The following is a 21,785-nucleotide window of genomic DNA, read 5'->3' on the forward strand; positions in this document are numbered from 1 at the left end:
AGGAGCGTTTTTAATGAGTGATTGCATTTTTTGCAAAATTATCGATGGGGAAATTCCAAGTACGAAAGTTTTCGAAAATGAACATGTATTGGCTTTTCTCGATATCAGTCAAGTAACAAAAGGCCATACGCTTGTAATACCTAAAGTACATAAGGAAAATCTTTATGAGTTGACACCTGAGATTGCCAAGAATCTTTTTGAAGTGGTGCCGGAAATTGCCCGCGCCATGAAACAGGAATTCCAACCTGTAGGCCTGAACCTTTTAAATAATAACGGGGAAGCCGCAGGACAGTCCGTTTTCCATTTTCATATGCATTTAATTCCTCGGCATGGGGAAGGTGACGGCTTTGGTGCTGTTTGGAAAACGAATACTAGCGACTATACACCAGATGACCTGAAACAAATAGCTGACTCCATTGCACAGCATTTAAAATGAGACTGTGATGGCCAGTGAAGGTTTCCTTCTCCTTTCTTTATATCTTTTTATAAGAATCGGCAATTGCACGTTAGCTAAACGCTGGTTGCATGAAAAAACGATGATCCCGGTTTGGTCCTCACTCAAAGTGCAGGACCTTTTTACTTTTGCCAATCATTAAAACGGATTGTCACGTAAAATTCTAAATTTTCCTCCTATTAAATTTAGTTTTCTGGTAGGATATATGAATAGTCTCAAATACTTTATCACATAGTCATATAGGAGGAAAAAAATTGAAACGCGCACACAATTTTAACGCTGGGCCAGCCGCCCTTCCCTTAGAAGTTTTACAAAGAGCCCAAAACGAATGGTTGAATATTGAGGATTCCGGTATGTCCGTAATGGAATTAAGCCATAGAAGTTCGGAATTCGAAAAAATTCATAACCATGCCATTCAATCATTAAAAGACCTCATGGAAATTCCTGAAAATTATGAAGTTCTCCTGCTTCAAGGAGGAGCAAGTCTACAATTTTCCATGATTCCCATGAACATTTTGAATGATGGGAAAAGGGCAGATTATGTCCTAACTGGTTCTTGGTCGGAAAAGGCATTAAAAGAGGCCAAAAAGGTTGGTGAAACGGCTGTTGTCGCTTCATCCAAAGATGAAAAATATGCGTTCATCCCTAAAGTCGAAGACATCCAATTGAATGATGATGCTGCATATCTTCATATCACAAGCAATAATACGATTTACGGAACGCAATGGAAGGACTTCCCGGAAACAGGTGGCATTCCTTTAGTAGCTGATATGTCAAGTGATATTCTCAGCAAAAAAATTGATGTTAGTAAATTCGGCATCATCTATGCAGGTGCACAAAAGAATCTGGGTCCATCAGGAATCACAGTCGTTATCATCCGTAAAGATTTAATTACGGATAATGACAAAATCCCATCCATGATGAACTATTCTATCTATTCAAAAAATAACTCTTTATACAACACTCCTCCGACATTGGCCATTTACTTATTGTCCCTTGTGTTGGATTGGGCAAAAGAACAGGGCGGCGTGGAAAAGATTGCTGAAGTCAATGATGAAAAAGCAAAAGTCATTTACGATGCCATCGACGGCAGCGATGGTTTTTATAAAGGCCATGCCGTACCGGACAGCCGTTCTTTAATGAATGTGACGTTCACGCTTCCGTCAGAAGAAGCTGAAGTACAATTCCTTAAAGAGGCAAAGCAAGCCGGATTCGTAGGACTGAACGGTCACCGTTCCATCGGTGGCTGCAGAGCATCCATCTATAATGCTGTCCCTCTATCCCATTGCCAGGACCTTGCGGATTTCATGAAGAAATTCCAGGAATCGTATAAAGCGAAGGAAGCTCAAATCCTTTAAATCAAATAAATATAACTTCTAAAAAAATAGGTCTTATGATATACTATTTTAAACTTCTTGCAACAGGCAATAGTGCATTGTTGAAGAAAAGATGTTAGTTGAGATGAGAATAGGAGAGATGAGTAAATGAAAACGAAAACCCTTGTGTCACTGTCCCTATTAATCGGGATTGGGGCTGCCCTGCATTTTATCGTACCTGGATTCTTCCTTGGAATGAAACCGGATATGATGCTGTTGATGATGTTTTTGGCGATTACCCTGTTTCCCGCGAAGAAGAATGTTTTCATTGTCGCCCTGGCTGCTGGAGCCATCTCTGCCATGACAACTACATTTCCTGGTGGACAGATTCCAAATATCATAGACAAATTGGCAACAGCCTTTCTGTTTTACCTTTTATTCATCAGTCTTAAGAAGTTTTCAACATCCGTTGTGACCGTTAGTATCTTGACTGCCGTAGGAACAATGATTTCCGGCGCTGTCTTCCTTGGTTCGGCTTATTATATCGTTTCCCTTCCAGGGCCTTTCGTTGCACTTTTCGGCGCTGTTGTACTTCCTGCCGTACTGTTAAATACAGTTGCGATGGTCATCATTTATCCAATTGTGAACGGCATCGTAAGAAAATCAAATATACCCATTAATGCTTAAGCAGCAGGATCATCATACCTAAAAAAGCACCGGAATATCCGGTGCTTTTTTTCCAATCTTATGAATCTGCAATTCTAGTCATAATCATCCTTCGTCGGTCATTGAATCAATATCCACATAAACCAAATGAAAAGCAGTAAAACCCCTGGGAGGCCCATAGCGAAGGCTCTAGCCTGGAGCACCCTCTTAGGCGGATAGATGCCAGGAGTTTTAGCTTGCCTTAGAAAATACCCCATTCCGCACACGCATACCAGACCTAATAAAAAAATGATTTTCATTCTTTACCCACCAGTGCCATCCATGTTCCGACAGCTTGTTTTTATTATCTATATGCTGCTCTTCCCTTTATATGAAGCATTATTAATAAAGCTTCAAGTTATTTTTAAATATTATATATTTACTCTCTAAGTTTAAAAAAATATTTTTGTGATATAAAGATAAAATGGTCGATACTCTTCCATAAGGATGAAAATTATGGTATTTTGATATCAATAGTATTTCTCTCCCTATTTATCATAATTTCCAATTGATGCTTTTTTCAGCAGGGATTCAGACCATGGAAAGCGAAAACATATTATAAAATGAGGTGATCCTAATGAAAGCAAAATCATTACTAATTGGCTTTTTGACCGGAACAGTAGTAGCTGGTGCGGCAACCTTACTTTCAACACCAAGTTCAGGTAAGGACCTACGGACCCGCATCAAAACGAATACCGAAGAAATTAAGAATACAATTGATGAATTTAAGGTAAAAATGCTAAATATTAAAGATGACACGATGGAAGCTTCACAAATCAGCAAAGAAACGGTAAAAACGTTCATTTCGGATGTTCAGGTCGTCATCGAGAACTGGAAGCGGGAAATCGAACCCAATAAAAATGAATTATTGAAGAACGTTCAAGAAATTGAAAATTCATTGAAAGAATTGGAAGCGGCCACCCCTTCTTCTAAAAATTAATAGCTGACATCGTCACACAAACCTGATTCTCCATTTTTCCCAATAAATTACACGGTTTATTGGAGAAGAATGGAGAATTCATTAAAAAACTAAAATTTTCTAAAAATTTTGCAAATATTTTTCTTTATTAATTTTTATTTTATTGTCATAATAAATATATAGAATCTTATAAGTAGGTGAGCCCATAATATGCAGAATAAAAATTATTCTATGAAAGAAGCAATGATTTTTAGTCAACGAATTGCACAATTAAGCAAAGCATTATGGAAATCGATTGAAAAAGATTGGCAGCAATGGATCAAACCCTATGATTTAAATATCAATGAGCATCATATTCTTTGGATTGCCTACCATCTTAATGGCTCTTCCATTTCTGATGTTGCAAAATTTGGGGTCATGCATGTTTCTACAGCATTTAACTTTTCAAAAAAATTAGAGGAACGCGGATACTTAACATTTTCCAAAAAAGAAAATGACAAAAGGAATACGTATATAGAGATCACAGCGGAAGGTGAAAAAATTCTTCTTGATTTAATGGAGACATACGACCCAAGCAAGAACTCTGCTTTCTCAGGTGCACTTCCACTGCGTGAGCTTTATGGCAAGTTTCCGGATATGATTGAAATGATGGCCATCATCCGTAATATCTACGGTGAAGATTTCATGCAAATCTTTGAACGATCCTTCGATAACATTGATCAGGAGTTTACTGACGTGGAGGGTAAAATCACAAAAAAAAAGATAGAGAAAGAAACTGAGCCAGTTTAATCTCATACTCCATCCATTTCCTTCATGAATGATACATATAAACCCTGTGAGAGGCATGCATCAATGCATTCCTTTATGGTTATTTTTGGATTAACATTTCTTTCAAATTGATTAAAAAGCGGTCGAAAGTTCATATACCCTTCCGCTTTTTCTATTTCATAGCGTTTGCTCAACATATCACATGTTTCCAATAATTCTTCCGCTTCCTTCTTCGTGAAATTTTTTTCCACAAATAGATAGTCCAACTTGGCCTCCGGATTGCGTATCAGGTTTAATAAAAGCCGTTGATGAAAACGGAGTATTTCTATTTCTTCATTTATATTTTTCATACATCACTTATCCCCAATCGATCATTCAATTTATCATAAAAGGCATATAATTAATTTTTGATTTTTCACGCTAAGTAATCCGTCAGATCCCTGGTTCAAAACCTGGCCCTAAACGTTCTTAGCTTGCCTACACACTATAGTGATTTTATCTTAAAGTTAATCCAAGAATTTCATTGCTTTTTCCACCCTTTCATCGTAATGTATGTAAGTATATTAAAACGGCTTTGGAGGGCTGATTTCGAAATGAATTCGTGGAAAACAATTGACGTGGCAAAACAATATGGCAGTTGCCGTCTGATCTTTTTTTCAGTTTTTACTATATTGTTGTCTTTTGTTCTGATCTATACATTATTAAGTGTCCTTTTAACTCATGTAATTTTGTATGGCGATCAAACAATGGTATTTTTTAGCCTATTGCTCTTATTATATCCTGTTCACAAACTATTACACTATTTACCTTTACGATTATTATGTAAAAAAGTAAAAACTTCTTGGTCCTTGAAGTGGAACCTTGTGCTTACATGCAATGTCAATGTACATGTTCCGATTCGAAAGCATCTTTATCTTTTGACCCTTGGGCTGCCTTTTGTCATTATGTCTGTCATATTGATTGGTTGTGCCCTTAGTTTTCCACATTACATTCATTATTTCACTATTTTATTATCCCTGCACACCGGATTATGCGTATCGGATTTTATTTATATAAAAAACCTGATTGGTTCCCCAAGGCATTCTTTTATCGAGGAACATCTCGAAGGATACGATATACTTATTCAAAAGTGATTTTATTCATAAAGATGTCCAATAAGATTTTTAGGTATCTTTTTTCATTATAATTTGGTATCGTATTTATACATGATGTTTTGCAAGGAGGGATTTTAGGTTTTGATCTCGTTCTGGTTTATTATTTTTGCTATTTTGATCCTTTATAATATTAATAGAATGACAAACTCTTTATGCATTCAAAAGGAAATTGCTGAAGACCGGCAGCCTAAAGTATTCAGGACCATTAATGTATTAATTACTATTATGTTATTATCCTCCTATATTGAAATTTTGTATACGTAGAGATGAGCAACAAATGATGGCCATCATTTGTTACATACATTGGTGATACCCGGGGCATTATCCACATAAAGAAAAAGGGCGAAGCCAACAGCTTCGCCTTTTGTTTATGAGTTTATAACCAAGAAGCTCCAATGATGATTAACAGGATGAAAAGAACGACAATTAGAGCAAAGCCTCCACCTATTCCTCCAGACATTGATCTTCCTCCTTTCCATTCTTAAGTAATTGTAATTTCATGCACACCCTTAAATCCGCCAAAAGGAATCCATTCCTTTCTAAGCTTGATATTCACTTCGTCTTTTTGTTGAGCGGCTACCCTATCCTATTCAACTCCATGACAAAAGGAGTGGGCTCTTTCCATTATTAATTTTGCAACCGATTAGAAACAGGCTGATCCTACAATTATTAATAATATGAATAACACCACTAACAAAGCGAAACCTCCGTTAAATCCATTACTCATTTTCCTACCCCCTTTTGTTGTCCTCGATTTATCATATGTAATGGTTTATTATCTGGGTAGGCGTACACCCATTTTTCAAAAAAATCTTATTCATACACCAATATATTATTTTTTGTAAAGTAACCAGAATATGTTATAGTTAATTTTGTGGAAATACGAAAAATTGCAAACCAGAAACTTAAAACTAGGAGTTGTTTTTATGAAGAAGTGGGCATTATCGATTGCTGTTACTGCAGGGCTGATCGGACTTACAGCATGCAACAGCGACAAGGAAGCAGTCGTGGAAACTAAAGCGGGGGATATAACTAAAGAAGAATTTTACAATGTAATGAAAGACCGTTATGGTGAAACCGTTCTTCAGGAACTTGTTTATGAAAAAGTTCTTTCTGAAAAATATACAGTAACTGATAAAGAAGTTAAAGCTAAAACGGACGAACTTAAAGAGCAAATGGGTGAAAATTTTGAAACGGCCCTGGCCTCTTCCGGATATAAGAGCGAAGATGATCTTAAACGTGCACTTAAAATCGGCATGCTTCAAGAAAAAGCAGCCGTTGCCGATATAAAAGTTAAAGAAGCTGATGTGAAAAAAGCTTATGAAGACTATAAACCACAAATCAAAGCGAGACATATTCTAGTGAAAGACCAAAAAACAGCCAACGAAGTTAAAGCTAAATTGGACAAAGGCGAAGATTTCGCTAAACTTGCAAAAGAATATTCAACAGACACAGGCACAGCTGAAAAAGGCGGCGAGCTAGGCTGGTTCGGACAAGGTGAAATGGTTCCTGCATTTGAAGAACAAGCTTACAAAATGAAGAAAGATGAAATCAGCAAGCCGATTAAATCCGATTACGGCTACCACATCATCCAACTTCTTGATACAAAAGAAAAAAAATCATACAAAGATATGAAAAAAGATCTTGAATATGATTTGAAAGTCGCTCAAATTGACCAAACTAAAGTTCAGGATATTTTGAATTCAGAAGTCAAAAAAGCGGACGTGAAGATTAAAGATAAAGATCTAAAAGATGCCATCACTTCTGGTGACACAACCAAGGCTGAAAAATAATTGAATAGAAAAAAAGCGACAGGATTTGCCTGTCGCTTTTTTTCATCATTCGAGTCATGCCCCCTGATTTATATCCTTCTTACGCCTCTCGCGCTCTTCTTCCATGCGTTCAATATACTTCTGACCTTCCTTCTCAATCCAAGCATCATCTATGAGGCGTTCCTGCCTAGCTGTCCAAATTGACATGACTGCACTGACAATTATCCCAATAAACACGAACCAGATCCAAATTGGCATGTCCATTCCCTCCCAAAAAATCTACTATTCATTTACTAGAGAATATGCGCGAACAAAAAAAATATGCTTCTTTCTCCATCGAGAAAGAAACATATTTCATTAAAATGTTGGTTTATAGAATGAACGATTATCGAGCGCGAAGACTCTTTCCGTAAATTCACCCGGTTTCACTTTTTCCAATGCCCGGTCCATCATATTTATCTTGGCATCCATATTATCAATATAATGCAGCACTTCCGCTTCCCTAACCATTGGCGGTTTTGGACTGCCCCACTCAGCTTTACCATGGTGGCTTAATATCAAGTGCTTGAGAATCATGATTTCTTCCGCTTCAATACCCAATTCCTCTGCAGCTTTGCCGACTTCATTTACCATGATGGTGATATGCCCCAACAAGTTCCCTTCCACTGTATAAACAGTCGAAACAGGTCCAGAAAGCTCATGTACCTTTCCAAGGTCATGGAGAATGACTCCTGCATATAAAAGATCCTTATTGAGGGAAGGATATAGTGTTGAAATGGCCTTAGCCAGCCCTAGCATCGATACAACGTGATAGGCCAGACCCGACATATACTCATGATGGTTCTTGGTGGCAGCAGGAAACGTCAGGAATTCATTCTGATATTTTTTTATGAGATGCCTAGTCACCCTTTGGATATTCGGATTCCTCATTTCAAAAATGAATTGAGTGATGGTTTCCATCATTTCTTCCTGACTTATAGGGGCCGTTTGAATTAAATCGGCTTTCGTTACCCCATCAATATCTGAAGTAATTCTGATATTACGGATTTTCAATTGGCTGCGTCCTCGATAATTCTGGACTTCCCCTTGAACTTTCACCGTAGCTTCCGCACTGTATGTTTTCTCATCAGCCTCGGAAACATCCCATAGCTTTGCCTCGATCTCCCCGGTTTTATCGCACAAAATCAATGTTAAAAACGGCTTTCCATTACTTGCCACCGCTTTTGTACTCGTTTTAATGTACATATATATATCTACTACTTCACCAATTCCGTAGTGTATGATCCCATTTCCCATGCGACTGCCTCCGTTCAATTAAATATCAACATTATAACATACCAATCTCGTTAGTGCGTTTAGTTTTCGTTAATAAGTGATAGACAATGGACAAGAAAAGGCCTAAGCTGGCCGTCTCTTATCACTCCACAAGAAAACCAGGCTTGACCCCAAGCCTGGCTCTCCAATCAAATGTATTTCAACAGTTATTGTTCGGACAATACGCGCATTTTTCCTGACCCTCAATTCGGTAATATAAACAGCATGTCACCCGTTTATAAGGATTCATGGACGCCGGAACACTTTTTTCCCCAATGAATCGTTTAAAGGGCGAATGCGTTTCAATATTCAGCCATACTTCATCTTCAAGCAGCATTTCAATGTCCTTTTCAACTCGCGTCTTTATATCTGCCTGCTTCAATAACTCACTATACATCCATACCGTATAACTCCAAATATTTTCCCAGAGCACTAGTTTCGATATTTTAGCAGTTCCGGAAAAGAAGCGAATGGCATCAGCACCAAAGCTCCTTAATATGGAATGGAGGGCAGATGTGCTTTCCTTTTCCGTGACATTGCTCCACCTGTTAGTTTTCAGCAAAAAATTCGGGAGCCAATGTTCATCTTCTGGATCATCCAAAACGCCAATTTCCTGAAGTGTGCCTTCCCAGATAAGCCGATGTTTGCTGAACATGTAAAATTGTGCCGTGACAAAAAAAGCATAGCGTCTGAACCACATTGAAATTGCTATCCTTGACGTTTCAGCACCAGTCCGGGCTTGAGCATACTGAATAAGCTCATCAGCATGATTGAAGCTCTTGGAAACTTTGTCTTCATCTCGAAAGGAAATGCGATATCCCTGCAGCTCTTTTTCAATAGCTGGTGTTAGGTTATGCATTGGCCAGCGCTTTTACCTGTCTTTGGGCGTAGCGGCCTTTACCAAACGGGACACACATGGGACTGCCGAAAATTGGATCAAAAGAAATTTGACATTCCATGCTGAATACATGCTGTACCAATTCAGGCGTGATGATATCCTCTGGCCGACCTTGAGCATGTATCGCCCCATCTTTAAGTGCCACCAGATTATCCGCATAACGGCAAGCTAAATTCAAATCATGAAGCACCATCACGATTGTTCGGTTCTCAAATTCATTCAAGTCGAACAATAAGTCCAAAATCTCGATTTGATGGGTCATATCAAGATATGTAGTCGGTTCATCCAACAAAATGATGTCCGTATCCTGAGCCAGCGTCATTGCTATCCATGCCCGTTGCTTCTGGCCTCCCGATAATTCATCGACTGCCTGATCCTTCAAACCGGTCAGGTTCGTCGCTTCAATCGCCTTTTGAACTTTTTCTTCATCCACGGAACTCCACTGTTTCAACCAACTTTGATAAGGATACCTTCCTTGTTTAACAAGTTGATAGACTGTAAGTCCTTCAGGAGCAACCGGGGATTGTGGAAGAATCGCCATCTTTCTTGCTACATCCTTCGATGACATGGTCGAAATCGCTTTGCCTTCGAGCAAAACTGAGCCGGATTGAGGTTTTAACAATCGGGCAACCGACCTTAGCAGTGTTGATTTTCCACATCCATTAGCACCGATGAATACGGTGATCTCCCCTTTGGGTATTTCTATATTCATATCATTTATAATTAATTTTTCACCATAACCGAGCGATAAAGACTGTGTGTTAATAGCTGGTCGCATTAAAATACTCCCCTTTTAGTCTAATAATACTAGTTTAATGAAAATGATTCTCACTGTCAATCTTTTAAAAAATATAAACAAAAAAATCCATGTCCCATTCCTCTTAAACGTTTCATTAAAGTGAATACCCCTTTAAAGATATGAAGCCTCCTTTGGAAACATTAATGTAAAAAAATTAGCACATTATGTCTTGCCAAATCATTTACGACTTCCTGTAGCTTCCGAACGATTCAATAGTCCATTCTCCCCCTCGGCGCAAACCCTATCGGAATTTCCAAGCTTCATTTAGCGGAAAATAAAAAAAAGCCCTCCATATGGAGAGCCTTTTAACCGACCAGCATGCGATTTGTACAATGTTCCAGGGATTCATCCCTAATGAAGGTAAATAAATCCTGAAAGATGAAAGGAATTAATCCTTCTGCAATATTCCATGCATTGACCTCTATTTGATAAAGGATTTCTGATTTTCCTGTATTGAATAGCTCCTCACTAAGCACAGCAAGGTCGGGATCCAATGCGTGGCCCAACTCATGTGTGAGAATCACCCATGAATATTCCTCAAGCCTTGCAAGCGAGCCTAGAGAGCGTTCACACTGAATTTCGATATCTCTCTCATATAAAGTGATGCTATGTCCTTTGGCAGAATATTTTCCCCCAACACATCGTTCACCAGGAAACTCCTTTTCGATGATTAGCTCCAAAGAAGAATCATGGTGGCTTACAAACTCATTCATTTTCAATGACTTCACTCTCTTTATTAATAGTTAATAACCCATTATATTTCGGGATGATCAAATCATTCATATCTTGTCGCAATACGGGGCTGGATAGACGAATCACTTGGTTTTCGCTAAAGTACTCCATTATATATCGGTGACAAGTAAAAAATAAAATTTGCCGTTTTTCCGAAACCTTTTTCAATAACTCGAGCATCCGTTTTGTCCTTTCCGCATCAAAATTGACGAAACTATCATCAATGATGAGAGGGAATGGATCATTTTCAAAAGTATGATCAGCAAGTGCGAGCCTTAGGGAAACATAAATTTGCTCTGCTGTCCCGCGGCTGACCTCTTCAACCCTGAAACTCAAACCATCACTGCGCTGTACCCAAATGCCTTCTCCCGACTGATCAAGGATGATTTTATGATAGCTTCCATTCGTTAAAAAGGAAAAATGCCGCTCTGCATCAGCGATGACCTTCGGTAGGCGTTCCCTTTTATATCGGTCCAAGGTTTTATTCAATAAGCTTTTGGCTATTGCCAATTTCGCCCATTCCTTTGCCTCTTCATTAAAAGCAGCTTTTTCTTCATAAAAACGATGAAGTAAGTCATCATAAATCCCTGAAACTTCAAGCTGTTTTATCTTATGCTTCGCATCCGCCTGTTTCTCTAATAAAAGCGATTTCACCTTTACAGAATCCTTACGTTTCCGTTCTGAATTTTCAAATGTATACGTGTTGATCCCCTGTTTTAGGTATGTTTGGATTTGTTCAGGCAGCATTCTCGATTGCCCAATTTGAATGGTGATCAAATCAAGCTGTTTTTGTAAAGCAATTTTCTTTTCGGACAATGCAGCGTCTTGCCTGAACTCTTCCTCGTCCTTGACCTTCGCTAACTTAAAAAGCTTTTCCATTTCTGCATCAAGATAGCCTTTTTCCATCGTCAACTGCTCGATTTCGTTCGCCAAATGACTCCGTTCCTGCATCCATTGTATTAGCTGAACGGAGAATTCAACCGCTTTATTCATTTCCCGTTTCAATAGGCCAATCGCTTCCCGCCATGTGGATGGTTCAAAATCAAGGCGGTGTGCAAAATGAAATAAAGCCTTCGATTTCCCCTCAAATTCTGCATGCAGAAAATTGTGCATCTTGATTGCTTCATATTTCCTATCAACGGCTTCTTTCCATTTCTCAAGAAGTTCAAATACAGATTCAAGATTGATTTCCATTCCGGGATAAGACAGACCCCAACCGCTTAAGATGCTCCTCACTTCTTTATCCAATCGGTCCCTGCTAGCTTCCCAAGTAGCATATTCCTGAATGGTCGATTCAAACGCTTCCTCCCTTTCTTCATATTTAAACTTTTCACTTTCAAACCGCCTTTGAAGACGTTGGTCCAGTTCAAGCAACCGACCCATCGACTCTCCTTCACTCACTCGATTGGTTTCACTGCCAATTGCAGCCCTTTTCCTTTTCATCTCATCCAATTGCCTGATATATCCGGACAATATATCTTCACCTTTAAAGAGATGCCTGGAAACCGCAAACAGAACAGCCATGGCTAGAAGTATAATCCCCAACAAAATCTGTTCACTGAAATAACTTCCGATCGCACCTAAACAAAGAAGGACTATTAAACTGCCATTCATGATAAGTGAACGTTTGCGATTATGCGCTTCCTTCTTCCTCTGTAAAGCCAATTGCTTTTCAAGCTCGAGTATTTGTTCATCAAGAATAAGGGTTTGTGCTGCTTCAAATTCGATGTTATTCTGCTTGTTGTATAAGGATTCCAGCTCGATTCTTTTTTCATCTGGAAGTAACTGGGCCTTTATCTCCTTCAATCGGGATTCTGTAGTTTCCAGACTATCCTTTTGCAGCCCATATTTCTCATCAAGCTGTTTTTTATTATTTTGGAGTTGATGCTTTTCCCTCTCGGCCCTTTTCACCTTTTCCTTCATGAATGTACTGATATCCAGTTTTCTTATTTCATCATCAGAAACATCCAAGAATAATTCCTGCTTCACCTTTTCAATATTCTTTTCTTCCAACAGCCTTTCGTGTTCCGCTTTTCTTATATCCAGCTCGAGCTTCTCCAGCAATGTTCCTTGATCGATTGCATGTTCAATCTGCTCTTTATGCTCCTTGATGAACGGATTGATTTCGATTTCCGTGAGTTTTACCTCAAGTTTGTCCACTTTCTCAGTCAATGCCGCAAGTTGGGCTTTCATGGGCATTCCAACTGCCTGAAACTGTTCAAGTCTTTTTAAGCCATCAACAGGAAAACTTACATCCGGAATTTCACTTATTTCTGTTTCAAGTTCCCGCTGTTCTTCAACCAAGGGTTTAATTCGCAAAAAAGTGCTCACGTTAACAAGGTCTTCTTCAATCTCTTGAATTTCTATCGTGACTTTAGAGAGCTCCTTCTTAAGTTTTGCTTCTTCCTGAAGTAATGCCGTATATGACTGCTGTTCTTCTTCCGATGCTTTCACCTTTTTCTGCAATTCCTTAAGTTCTTTCAATCTCACATTCAGTAAAGGTTTTTGGCCTGATGGCTTGAACCTTAAATCGAGCTCCCTTTGCAATTTCGTTTCGCCTTCAAGAAGTTTATCATTCCCAATCAGCCCAGCTGAAAGCAGATATTTACTCATGGTCCCTTCACTTAGTGTATGTAATCCCTGCAGACCTTGAAGGTCGAAAGAAAAAATGGCTTGGTAATAGTTTTTATCAACGCCATGGAGAATCTCATTCAATTCTTCCTCGCCGCCTACCCTTCCATCCTCGAAGGTCAATTTTACATCACCAGTAGCCTTTCCCTTCACACGCTCAATGACGATTTCCCCATCATTTTTTGTTATGAGACTGAGCCTTCCCCCATATTTGGCATGCATTTTAGGCTCGTAACGCGGTTCGTTTTGAACCTTTGTCGGAAAACCAAACAGCATACTATGAATGAAGGACATGATGGTTGACTTGCCCGATTCATTTTCCCCAAAGAAAACCTGCAGCTGCCCCAATTCAGGAAAACGCTGATTTTCCAGTTTGCCGTAACCATAAACATGGAGGTCTTTAATAATCAAATCCGTTCCTCCTCCCTACATTCATTTATTCGCTTCAAAAACTTGCAAAAGCCATCTTTCCGCTTCATCCAAAAGTTCCCTCTGCTCTTCCGGCTCTATTGAATCAAGAAACCTTCTTGCTCCCGGATGAATATAAAGCGGGGCCAGAGCAGCATCCGTATCATCAAATTCAGATGCAAGCATCGATACCTCAGCCATAAAGGGCGATATTCTTTCATTTGACCTAATCATCGGCATGGACCGGATGACTTTGATTTTATACACCCAGATAAATGGTTCCCCTTGGTCCTCTTCCTGCAAGATCCGGGTCAATTCTTCAAGATAATCCCCGGAAGGGCCTGCTGCGTCACCTGCATCCAGCTTCAATTCCAAAAGAAAGCTTCTCCCATCGAAACTCTTCTGTTCAATTACTGCCTTGCATTGCTTGAACAGGGCATCGAATCCGCCTTCCGCAGATATTTCAATTGTTTCGCTTTCCCATATCACCTCAGAGGTTTCAATAAAAGAATGACGCTTCATGTCCCCGTCGAATTCGACAAGCAAGCACCCTTTAACTCCAGACTCCTTTCTGTTCCTGCTTTGAATATTTCCTGGGTATATCACTAGCGGATCTTCTGATACTACCTGATGTTTATGAATATGGCCTAATGCCCAGTAATCGAAATCTTTAGCAGCTAGTTCCTTCAATGAAAAAGGGGCGTATGGGCTATGTTCGGAATTGCCTTCCAAATTCCCATGAAGCAGACCTATATGATAATCGGCCCCTTCAGCTTTTATGTAGGTTTCAATCATTCTCTCCCTTACGTGACGGCGTGGATAACTGAATCCATAAAGGTGGACAGTCGTCCCATCGATTTTTTCAAACCGTTTCACTTCGGTTTTTCCTGAAAATACGTGGACATTATCCGGCAGCTCCACAGTAATCCATGAGCCGCTGAGATGATCATGGTTACCATGAATGATATAAGCAGGTATCTGATGCTGCTGGAGCTTTTCCAATTCGGCTCGAAAGCGGACCTGTGTCCGGAGACTCCGATTTTCCCCATCAAATAGATCCCCCGATAACACGATAAAGTCAACCTGATGGGAAATTGCTTCATTAATGATAGTTTTAAAAGCTTTAAACGGACTGTCCCTTAATTCCTTTAATATAGATGACGGCATATCCTTCAACCCTGAAAAGGGACTATCTAAATGGAGATCCGCCGCATGAATGAACTTCACACCGCTCAAAAGTATCACCTCGATTTCTTTCAACATTTCACATTTAATTTTAACACGTACAGAACATACTTTCCCATACATTATTATTTTAATCCGGCATTTGGTACCTGGTTATTCCAGTATGGGCAAATTCAATAGGAAAAAGACCGAATGGCGTGAACATTGTTTCATGCACGGCATTCGGTCTTTTTTTTCATTTAAAAATATCCATACTTAAATATCGTTCACCATTATCCGGTGCAATGCATAATACTCGTTTGCCACTTCCAAGACGACGGGCTTCCTGCAGGGCTGTCCAGACAGAGGCACCTCCTGAAGGTCCAATCAATATACCTTCCTTCGAAGCCAAATCCTTCATGGTGGAAATCGCATCTTCATCGGCCGCTTGAACGATTTCATCAAATACCTCTGTATTTAAAATGTTGGGGATAAAACCAGGGCTCGTACCCACTAACTTATGAGGACCAGGCTTTCCGCCGGAAAGAACTGGGGAACCCTTAGGCTCGACAACGACAACCTTTAACTCCGGCAGATGTTCTTTTAAGGCTTCACCTGTACCGGTTATCGTTCCTCCCGTTCCAGCAGTAGCGACAAACACATCCAGGTTTCCATCCATCTGATCCAGAATCTCGACTGCTGTCGTCACTCTGTGAATATCAGGATTGGCTTGGTTTTCGAATTGCTGCGGAATAAAGCTATTAGGAATCTCTGCGGCAAGTAGTTCAGCTTTACGAATGGCTCCAGGCATACGCTCTGATGCAGGGGTGAGGACAACTTCCGCTCCGTATGCCTTTAAGATATTGATTCTTTCTTTCGACATATTATCCGGCATGACCATAATGGCACGATACCCCTTTGCCGCGGCATTCATAGCAAGCCCAATTCCTGTATTCCCTGATGTTGGTTCTATGATCGTGGCCCCGGATTGAATGATACCATCCAATTCAGCCTGCCTAATTAAGTTGAAGGCAGCCCGATCTTTTACGCTGCGGCTCGGATTGAAATATTCAAGTTTCACAAATACTTCAGCGTCACCCGCCGCTGTTAAATGATTAATCCTTACAACAGGTGTATCTCCTATCAATTCAGTGATATTATTAACGATTTTTACCGTCATTCAAAAAATCTCCCTTCGATCCATACACTTCCTACCTTTTACTCAGGTTTATTATATCATTTATGATTTTTCATTTTAAAGAGAGAATTCCTCTAGTATAAATAGGTTTTGTTTTCATTCTTTCCAAACATAAAGGAAGAAACCATGAAATTACTTCGATTTAGTTATTTTCCATCATTTTTCAAGATATTCAGCTACTTATCAATATTCCCTGTCTTAATACATTCCCCCACACATAACAATAGTCAAAATTGACAGATAATGATAAAATTTTTATAACAGTACCTATCTAGATAAAAGACAGCATTATTATTGACAAGGGAGTTTTTGAAAATGAGCAAAATATACAAATTAACCGTTTTTGAACCCTCAGGGAAGAAACTATTGGATGAATCATTTACAGCCGAGAATGATGAACAAGCAAAAGAATTGGGACAAAATCTATTAAAGGAAAAAAACTATCAAGATCAAACACATCGCTGTACATCACCTTCAGGCGCGTTATTGCTTTTTCATCGCTGATTGGAAATGGAAGCGCAATCAAAAGAAAAAGGTTTTCCATTTATTCCTTTTTATTCTATATAGAAAGGCCGTCACATTTACGTGACGGCCTTTCTCATTCATTTTCCGATGAAGTTCGGTTTTCTTTTTTCCACGAAAGCTTTTATTCCCTCTTGGTGGTCCGCTGTTTGGCGCATTTTCATCTGAGCAGCTTTTTCAATCTCAAGGATCTTAATTAATAGTGGGCGATTTTTTTCACTAAGGATCTTTTTCGTTTTAATCATGGCCTGAACCGGGCTTTGCAGCCATGATTGCACTTTCTTCTCTACCGCATGTTCCAACGTTCCTTCTGCCACTTCATGAATGAGGCCCTTTTCTTTTGCTTCAAGCGCTGTAAGCACTTTGCCTTCCCAGATCAATTCTTTCGCACCCACTTCACCAAGACGGCGTTCAAGGAAAAAGTGTCCGCCGCCATCAGGGATTAATCCAATCCCGATAAAATTCATCGCGACCTTACTGTCCGAATCGGCAATAAGGTGATCGGTTGCAAGAGCTATACTCAACCCAAGCCCTGCAGCTGCACCATGAATGGCACTGATGGTCAATTTAGGCATGAAGTATAGAGTGGTCACCAATTCACTGATTCCATCCATCAGTTCATCGAAAGCGCTTTCTTTTCCAGGCGAGAGCATCATCTTAATGTCACCACCCGCGGAAAATGCTTTCCCATTCCCTTTTAAAAGGACGACGTCCACTTCATCATTCTCACTTACTTCCTTAAGGGCATTAATGAAATCATGCAGCATTTTCGGATTTAAGGCATTCATGGCCTCTGGACGGTTCATGGCAACAGTAGCCGTCCTGTCCGAATATGTGATTAAAACAGTGCCAGCAGGTGATGTCGATTCAATACTCAATTTATTTCCTCCTCTTTCGTTCTATTACTCTATTATATATTTTTCTTCCATTAACTGAATAGGTCGAAAAGTTATAATTAAACAAATATAGCATTATTTATTGATATATTTATCGTGAAGCTGATCACGCAATGCCCTTTTCAAGAACTTCCCAACACCCGTTTTAGGGATTTCATCCAAAAAGACCACTTCATCGGGCAGCCACCATTTTGCAAACTGCGGTTTTAAAAATTCGATGATATCCTCCTGGGACACTTGACCCTTGTATGTGTCCTTCAAAACAACACAGGCAATCGGCCGTTCCTGCCATTTTTCGTGAGGCACTGCAATTACCGCCGCCTCAAAGATTGCTTCATGGGCCATTAATGCATTCTCTATATCTACGGAAGAAATCCACTCACCCCCGCTTTTTATCAAGTCCTTGGTCCGGTCGACGATTTTCACGAATCCTTCTTCATCAATCGTGACAACATCCCCCGTATACAGCCAGCCATCTTTAAACGTATCCTCTGACCGCTCATCCTTAAAATACTCATTCGCTATCCAAGGACCCCTGATCAGCAATTCGCCCATTTCTTTTCCATCAGGTTTCACTTCGCCATCCTGACCGATCACTTTAATTTCTATCATTGGTGAAACAAGGCCCTGCTTGGCCTTCAACTCATAAAGTTCTTCTTCAGGGAGATCTTCCTGATAGCTTTTTGGTTTGGATACAAATACGAGCGGGCTTGTTTCAGTCATTCCATAGGCATGCAGGAATGGTATCCCATACTTTTGTTCAAAGGTTTTAATCATGCTTTTCGGAGCAGCCGACCCTCCGCATAAAACAGCACGAATGCTGCTCGTATCATGGCTGCCTTCTTCTAGCTCCTTCAATAAGCCCAGCCATATCGTCGGGACCCCTGCTGCGATTGTAACCTTCTCCGTTTCTATTAGCTCAGCCAAAATCTTTGGGGTGAAATAAGGTCCCGGCAAAACCATCTTCGTTCCAAACCAAACACTGGCAAAAGGCATGCCCCAGGCATTCACATGAAACATGGGCACGACAGGAAGTGCCACATCACGTTCGCTTAATGCTGTAGAATCGGCAAGTCCCAGTGCAATCGCATGCAACAAAATTCCGCGATGTGAATAAACCACACCTTTTGGATGCCCGGTCGTGGCGGAAGTATAACATATGCCGGCAGGTGCATTTTCATCCAAGGTTTGAATAAATGGCTGTTTCGGATTCCCTTCGGCTAATAATTTTTCATAATGGTAAATAGGTGAAAGCGTCGTTTCAGGCAGCTCATCTTTATCCGTCATTATGATATAACCTTCCACTGTCGTTAACTCATCTTTAATTGCTTCCAAAAGGGGGATGACATCCGGGTCTATCAATAATAATCGATCCTCCGCACTATTGACGATATAAGAAACATGTTGAGGAGACAGACGCATATTGATTGTATGTAGGACAGCACCATGACAAGGAATCGCAAAATAAGCTTCTAAATGCCGATGATGGTTCCAGGCAAGTGTTCCAATACGGTCACCTGTTTGAATACCGAATTTTTCAAGATTACTGGTCAGCCTTCTTGTACGCTCAGCAATTTCAGCATATGTAAATGTGTGAATTCCACCATCCGTACGCGAAACTACCTCTTTCTTCGGAAAATATTTTTCAGCTCTCTCAATGATTTGAGTCATGATCAATGGAGTATCCATCATTACAATCTCCCCCTTATATTAAAAGCATGCTCATTATATATTCGACCAGAAAAAAAATAATCCTTTTTCCCTAGGCGCCATTTACGATGATTTTGAATCCGGCTTTATCTAGATGGAATTTTTAAATCAGTTTGGCGACAAAGAGGGGATTCGGAAAGGGAGCGGATTTCTGAAAACAACTGGAACGTTTTTTTTAAGCAGAACCTTCTTCGAATTGAAAGGATCCAAACCATCCAAATTTAGCGGTGCAGTTCCATGACATATTTTTTATGTTTCTTTCTAGAAAAAAGAGGAAATAGTAAAGATATAATTATATTTAGAGGGAGCTCATTTATGGTAAACAAAATAAACGAAGAACTGGAAGCTTATTGCGCGAGTGAATATTCAAAGCTATCACGGGTGATCGTCTGTGAACCACGTTATATGGAAATCCGGGAGATCATTAACGAAACTCAAAAAGAGTTTCAAGAAGAAAATATCGATCAGGCACTTGCTTTGAAGCAGCACGCCCAATTTATAAAGGCTCTTGAACATGAAGGGATTGAAGTCATAAAACTTCCGCCACAATTTACATATCCAGAACAAGTTTTCACGAGGGATATCGGTTTTACTCTTGGCAATACCGTATGCGTTGCTGAATTGGCAACAGGTATCAGACAGGGTGAAGAACAAATATTGAAATCCTGGCTCGAAACGAATGGTATCTCATATTTCAACCTCCTCAAAAATCATATTGAGGGCGGGGATGTCCTTATTGACGGAAAGACCATCTATATTGGAATCAGTGAAAGAACGGATGAAACATCCGTCAAGCATCTTCAAACCCTTTTACCGGAATACGATATCATCGCGGTTCCTTTCATTGAAACATTCCTTCATTTAGATTGTGTTTTCAATATCATATCACCGACAGAGGCGCTTATTTTTCCAGAGTCCTTTACAAAAAAAGAGATGGATTTATTAGCTTCACGTTATGACATGATAGAAGTGACTAAAGAAGAACAATTCACATTAGGAACCAACGTGCTTTCGATTGGGAATAAAAAATTATTCAGTCTACCATGTAATAAACAGGTAAATAGTCAGCTTCGTGAACGCGGATACGAAGTCATTGAAGTCGATATAAGCGAAATCATCAAGTCCGGTGGTTCTTTCCGTTGTTGCACCATGCCACTATTGAGGACAACGAATAAGAAGACTGATTCAGCCTGAGCAGATGAAAGAAACCGGACTTGTATGGAAGTCCGGTTTCTTTCGCCTTTTTTAAACATTTTGTTCTCAAACATTAGATTTTTAAATGGAAATTACGCATCTGTTTCTTTTGAACAGGAAGGATTAACGGTTTAATTCTTTTTTTAATGCCTCGATTCCATCCATTACACTTTTTAAATTTCCAACATCATTCAAGCTGTTTCTTGCATGCAGCAAAACCGGTCTAACTGATTCCACCGAACGTCCAAACTCGTACATCCATTCATATCGAGGAACCATCCAAGTATGAAAATGGTGGGAAGTATCCTCATTGTAAAAATAATAAACGTGTTTTACCCCCAATACTTCCCTTTGAGCTTTTCTTATCCTGGTTAATAAGTTTATGTAATCACCCTTTTCTCGTTCATTTAATTCATCAAAGCACTTAATATGGCGTTTAGATGCTAAAATCACTAAACCTTCAATGGGGTATGCAACATCTTGGTGAGCATGAAAATATTCAGATTCGACTATTACACCACCCTCGGCTTCTGCTTCCCCACTTGTCAAAGCACAGCTTAAACATTCAACTTCCACCATTTTTCCATTAGATAAAGTAATTTTCATAAGCCCCTCCAAAAGATTACCCCATAAAAAGCTGGCTACTCGTTCACATGTGAATTCTAAATGCAATAAAAAAATGCTTGTCTGGATATTTTTGAAAGTACAGGTCTTTCCTTTCTCCTCCTTTTCATTAATGCAGAAGTCTTAATATAGTTTCAGAATCCTTTCTATTTAACTGTGCATACTGGCTATGTTCATCCTTCGTCAATTCTACAATATTTCCATCAGTATTAACCCAAACATAATATACAGCTATTTTACCTTCGCTTTTTTCATCATTAAAATAAAAGATGAAGTCCGCCTTAGGATGATCTTTCTCCAATGCGAATTCTTCCCAATCAGCATTCTTTACTATTTCTTTTGTTTTATCTGTTTTCTCCAATTCTATCTTTTCTTTATATGCTTCAAATTTGTAGTTTTTACCTTCATATTTTTGGACGGAAATATGTTCTTGCTTTGTTGTACAACCTGAAGCTAACGTTATTGATAATAGGCCAAGTGCAACAAGCAGCTGTTTCCTTTTCATCATATGTCATCTCCTCACACCCTGATGGATTAATTATCCAATATATTCTCATTATACTAGTCCACACAAAAGAGTAATAGAAATGTTTGTCAATTAATTAAC

Annotated in this window: 26 protein-coding genes; 10 read left to right on the plus strand and 16 right to left on the minus strand. The window is 39.5% G+C overall.

The features are described from left to right. The first annotated feature begins 13 nt into the window (after positions 1–13). The 3 genes from ACFX4I_RS20910 to ACFX4I_RS20920 all read left to right on the plus strand — a co-directional run bounded on the left by ACFX4I_RS20910 (position 14) and on the right by ACFX4I_RS20920 (position 2,457). Entirely contained in the window at positions 14–436 is a 423-nt protein-coding gene (locus ACFX4I_RS20910; RefSeq protein WP_063232254.1) for an HIT family protein, read from the plus strand. 272 nt (positions 437–708) lie between these two features. Then, positions 709–1,812, plus strand: a complete 1,104-nt coding sequence (serC, locus tag ACFX4I_RS20915; RefSeq protein WP_230300947.1) for a 3-phosphoserine/phosphohydroxythreonine transaminase — start codon at positions 709–711, stop codon at positions 1,810–1,812. 126 nt (positions 1,813–1,938) lie between these two features. After that, the gene (locus tag ACFX4I_RS20920) at positions 1,939–2,457 is read left to right on the plus strand and encodes a tryptophan transporter (protein ID WP_076367276.1); all 519 of its coding nucleotides are present in this window, start codon (positions 1,939–1,941) and stop codon (positions 2,455–2,457) included. Positions 2,458–2,555: 98 nt separating this feature from the next. Here the strand turns inward: ACFX4I_RS20920 and yhzF are convergent, their stop codons facing one another. Next, positions 2,556–2,735, minus strand: a complete 180-nt coding sequence (gene yhzF, locus ACFX4I_RS26420) for a membrane protein YhzF (RefSeq protein ID WP_483878224.1) — start codon at positions 2,733–2,735, stop codon at positions 2,556–2,558. 317 nt (positions 2,736–3,052) lie between these two features. Between yhzF and ACFX4I_RS20925 the strand changes: the two genes are divergently transcribed. Together ACFX4I_RS20925 and ACFX4I_RS20930 are read left to right on the plus strand one after the other, a co-directional pair. Beyond that, on the plus strand, positions 3,053–3,415 hold the full coding sequence (locus ACFX4I_RS20925) for a YtxH domain-containing protein (RefSeq protein WP_230300948.1): 363 nt from the start codon (positions 3,053–3,055) through the stop codon (positions 3,413–3,415). A 189-nt stretch (positions 3,416–3,604) separates the two neighbouring features. Beyond that, entirely contained in the window at positions 3,605–4,183 is a 579-nt protein-coding gene (locus ACFX4I_RS20930; protein WP_034314691.1) for an HTH-type transcriptional regulator Hpr, read from the plus strand. 2 nt (positions 4,184–4,185) lie between these two features. Here ACFX4I_RS20930 and ACFX4I_RS20935 read toward each other — a convergent pair whose 3' ends face one another. After that, positions 4,186–4,512 (minus strand): DUF1878 family protein, encoded by a 327-nt coding sequence (locus ACFX4I_RS20935; RefSeq protein WP_377422768.1) that lies wholly within the window; start codon positions 4,510–4,512, stop codon positions 4,186–4,188. 396 nt (positions 4,513–4,908) lie between these two features. On the opposite strand from ACFX4I_RS20935, the gene ACFX4I_RS20940 reads away from it, so the two are divergent. Then, positions 4,909–5,295 carry a DUF3267 domain-containing protein gene (locus ACFX4I_RS20940; RefSeq protein WP_355481947.1) on the plus strand — a complete coding sequence of 129 codons (387 nt, stop codon included), beginning with the start codon at positions 4,909–4,911 and terminating at the stop codon, positions 5,293–5,295. Positions 5,296–5,397: 102 nt separating this feature from the next. After that, on the plus strand, positions 5,398–5,580 hold the full coding sequence (locus tag ACFX4I_RS20945) for a hypothetical protein (protein WP_034314696.1): 183 nt from the start codon (positions 5,398–5,400) through the stop codon (positions 5,578–5,580). 112 nt (positions 5,581–5,692) lie between these two features. Here the strand turns inward: ACFX4I_RS20945 and ACFX4I_RS20950 are convergent, their stop codons facing one another. Both ACFX4I_RS20950 and ACFX4I_RS20955 read right to left on the minus strand, forming a co-directional pair. Beyond that, complete coding sequence (locus tag ACFX4I_RS20950; RefSeq protein ID WP_061462016.1) at positions 5,693–5,776, minus strand: YjcZ family sporulation protein; 84 nt, start codon at positions 5,774–5,776, stop codon at positions 5,693–5,695. Positions 5,777–5,959: 183 nt separating this feature from the next. Further along, positions 5,960–6,043, minus strand: coding sequence for a YjcZ family sporulation protein (locus ACFX4I_RS20955; RefSeq protein ID WP_076367290.1), 84 nt, complete (start codon positions 6,041–6,043; stop codon positions 5,960–5,962). Positions 6,044–6,242: 199 nt separating this feature from the next. Between ACFX4I_RS20955 and ACFX4I_RS20960 the strand changes: the two genes are divergently transcribed. Next, the gene (locus ACFX4I_RS20960) at positions 6,243–7,109 is read left to right on the plus strand and encodes a peptidylprolyl isomerase (RefSeq protein ID WP_230300950.1); all 867 of its coding nucleotides are present in this window, start codon (positions 6,243–6,245) and stop codon (positions 7,107–7,109) included. Positions 7,110–7,163: 54 nt separating this feature from the next. On the opposite strand, the gene ACFX4I_RS20965 is transcribed toward ACFX4I_RS20960, so the two are convergent. From ACFX4I_RS20965 to cysK, 8 genes are all read right to left on the minus strand, one after another. Beyond that, positions 7,164–7,346, minus strand: coding sequence for a sporulation YhaL family protein (locus ACFX4I_RS20965; protein WP_053344914.1), 183 nt, complete (start codon positions 7,344–7,346; stop codon positions 7,164–7,166). A gap of 99 nt (positions 7,347–7,445) precedes the next feature. Then, a complete protein-coding gene (gene yhaM / locus ACFX4I_RS20970; protein WP_230300951.1) occupies positions 7,446–8,384 on the minus strand; it encodes a 3'-5' exoribonuclease YhaM in 939 nt (312 codons plus the stop codon). Positions 8,385–8,562: 178 nt separating this feature from the next. Beyond that, on the minus strand, positions 8,563–9,261 hold the full coding sequence (locus ACFX4I_RS20975) for a (2Fe-2S)-binding protein (protein ID WP_230300952.1): 699 nt from the start codon (positions 9,259–9,261) through the stop codon (positions 8,563–8,565). Beyond that, the gene (locus ACFX4I_RS20980) at positions 9,254–10,078 is read right to left on the minus strand and encodes an ABC transporter ATP-binding protein (protein ID WP_230300953.1); all 825 of its coding nucleotides are present in this window, start codon (positions 10,076–10,078) and stop codon (positions 9,254–9,256) included. The genes ACFX4I_RS20975 and ACFX4I_RS20980 overlap by 8 nt, the downstream gene beginning before the upstream one ends. 326 nt (positions 10,079–10,404) lie before the next feature. Continuing rightward, positions 10,405–10,812: a hypothetical protein gene (locus tag ACFX4I_RS20985; protein ID WP_377422772.1), complete on the minus strand. Its 408-nt coding sequence runs from the start codon at positions 10,810–10,812 to the stop codon at positions 10,405–10,407. Next, positions 10,805–13,873 (minus strand): ATP-binding protein, encoded by a 3,069-nt coding sequence (locus ACFX4I_RS20990; protein ID WP_377422774.1) that lies wholly within the window; start codon positions 13,871–13,873, stop codon positions 10,805–10,807. Before ACFX4I_RS20990 ends, ACFX4I_RS20985 begins: the two co-directional genes overlap by 8 nt. 21 nt (positions 13,874–13,894) lie before the next feature. Further along, on the minus strand, positions 13,895–15,178 hold the full coding sequence (locus ACFX4I_RS20995; protein WP_377422776.1) for a metallophosphoesterase family protein: 1,284 nt from the start codon (positions 15,176–15,178) through the stop codon (positions 13,895–13,897). A 112-nt stretch (positions 15,179–15,290) separates the two neighbouring features. Then, complete coding sequence (gene cysK / locus ACFX4I_RS21000) at positions 15,291–16,214, minus strand: cysteine synthase A (protein WP_377422778.1); 924 nt, start codon at positions 16,212–16,214, stop codon at positions 15,291–15,293. A gap of 333 nt (positions 16,215–16,547) precedes the next feature. On the opposite strand from cysK, the gene ACFX4I_RS21005 reads away from it, so the two are divergent. Then, positions 16,548–16,736, plus strand: coding sequence for a YhzD family protein (locus ACFX4I_RS21005; RefSeq protein WP_377422780.1), 189 nt, complete (start codon positions 16,548–16,550; stop codon positions 16,734–16,736). A 98-nt stretch (positions 16,737–16,834) separates the two neighbouring features. On the opposite strand, the gene ACFX4I_RS21010 is transcribed toward ACFX4I_RS21005, so the two are convergent. Next, positions 16,835–17,626, minus strand: coding sequence for an enoyl-CoA hydratase (locus tag ACFX4I_RS21010; RefSeq protein ID WP_377422829.1), 792 nt, complete (start codon positions 17,624–17,626; stop codon positions 16,835–16,837). A gap of 99 nt (positions 17,627–17,725) precedes the next feature. Next, positions 17,726–19,342, minus strand: a complete 1,617-nt coding sequence (locus ACFX4I_RS21015) for a long-chain fatty acid--CoA ligase (RefSeq protein WP_377422782.1) — start codon at positions 19,340–19,342, stop codon at positions 17,726–17,728. A 333-nt stretch (positions 19,343–19,675) separates the two neighbouring features. Between ACFX4I_RS21015 and ACFX4I_RS21020 the strand changes: the two genes are divergently transcribed. Beyond that, positions 19,676–20,554, plus strand: coding sequence for a dimethylarginine dimethylaminohydrolase family protein (locus ACFX4I_RS21020; protein ID WP_230300957.1), 879 nt, complete (start codon positions 19,676–19,678; stop codon positions 20,552–20,554). A gap of 123 nt (positions 20,555–20,677) precedes the next feature. On the opposite strand, the gene ACFX4I_RS21025 is transcribed toward ACFX4I_RS21020, so the two are convergent. Next, complete coding sequence (locus ACFX4I_RS21025; protein WP_377422784.1) at positions 20,678–21,160, minus strand: HIT family protein; 483 nt, start codon at positions 21,158–21,160, stop codon at positions 20,678–20,680. Between the two features lie 127 nt (positions 21,161–21,287). After that, a complete protein-coding gene (locus ACFX4I_RS21030; protein ID WP_377422786.1) occupies positions 21,288–21,686 on the minus strand; it encodes a hypothetical protein in 399 nt (132 codons plus the stop codon). Between the last annotated feature and the right edge of the window lie 99 nt (positions 21,687–21,785).

This window comes from Peribacillus sp. YIM B13472, assembly GCF_042788005.1.
GTDB lineage: Bacteria > Bacillota > Bacilli > Bacillales > DSM-1321 > Peribacillus > Peribacillus simplex_E.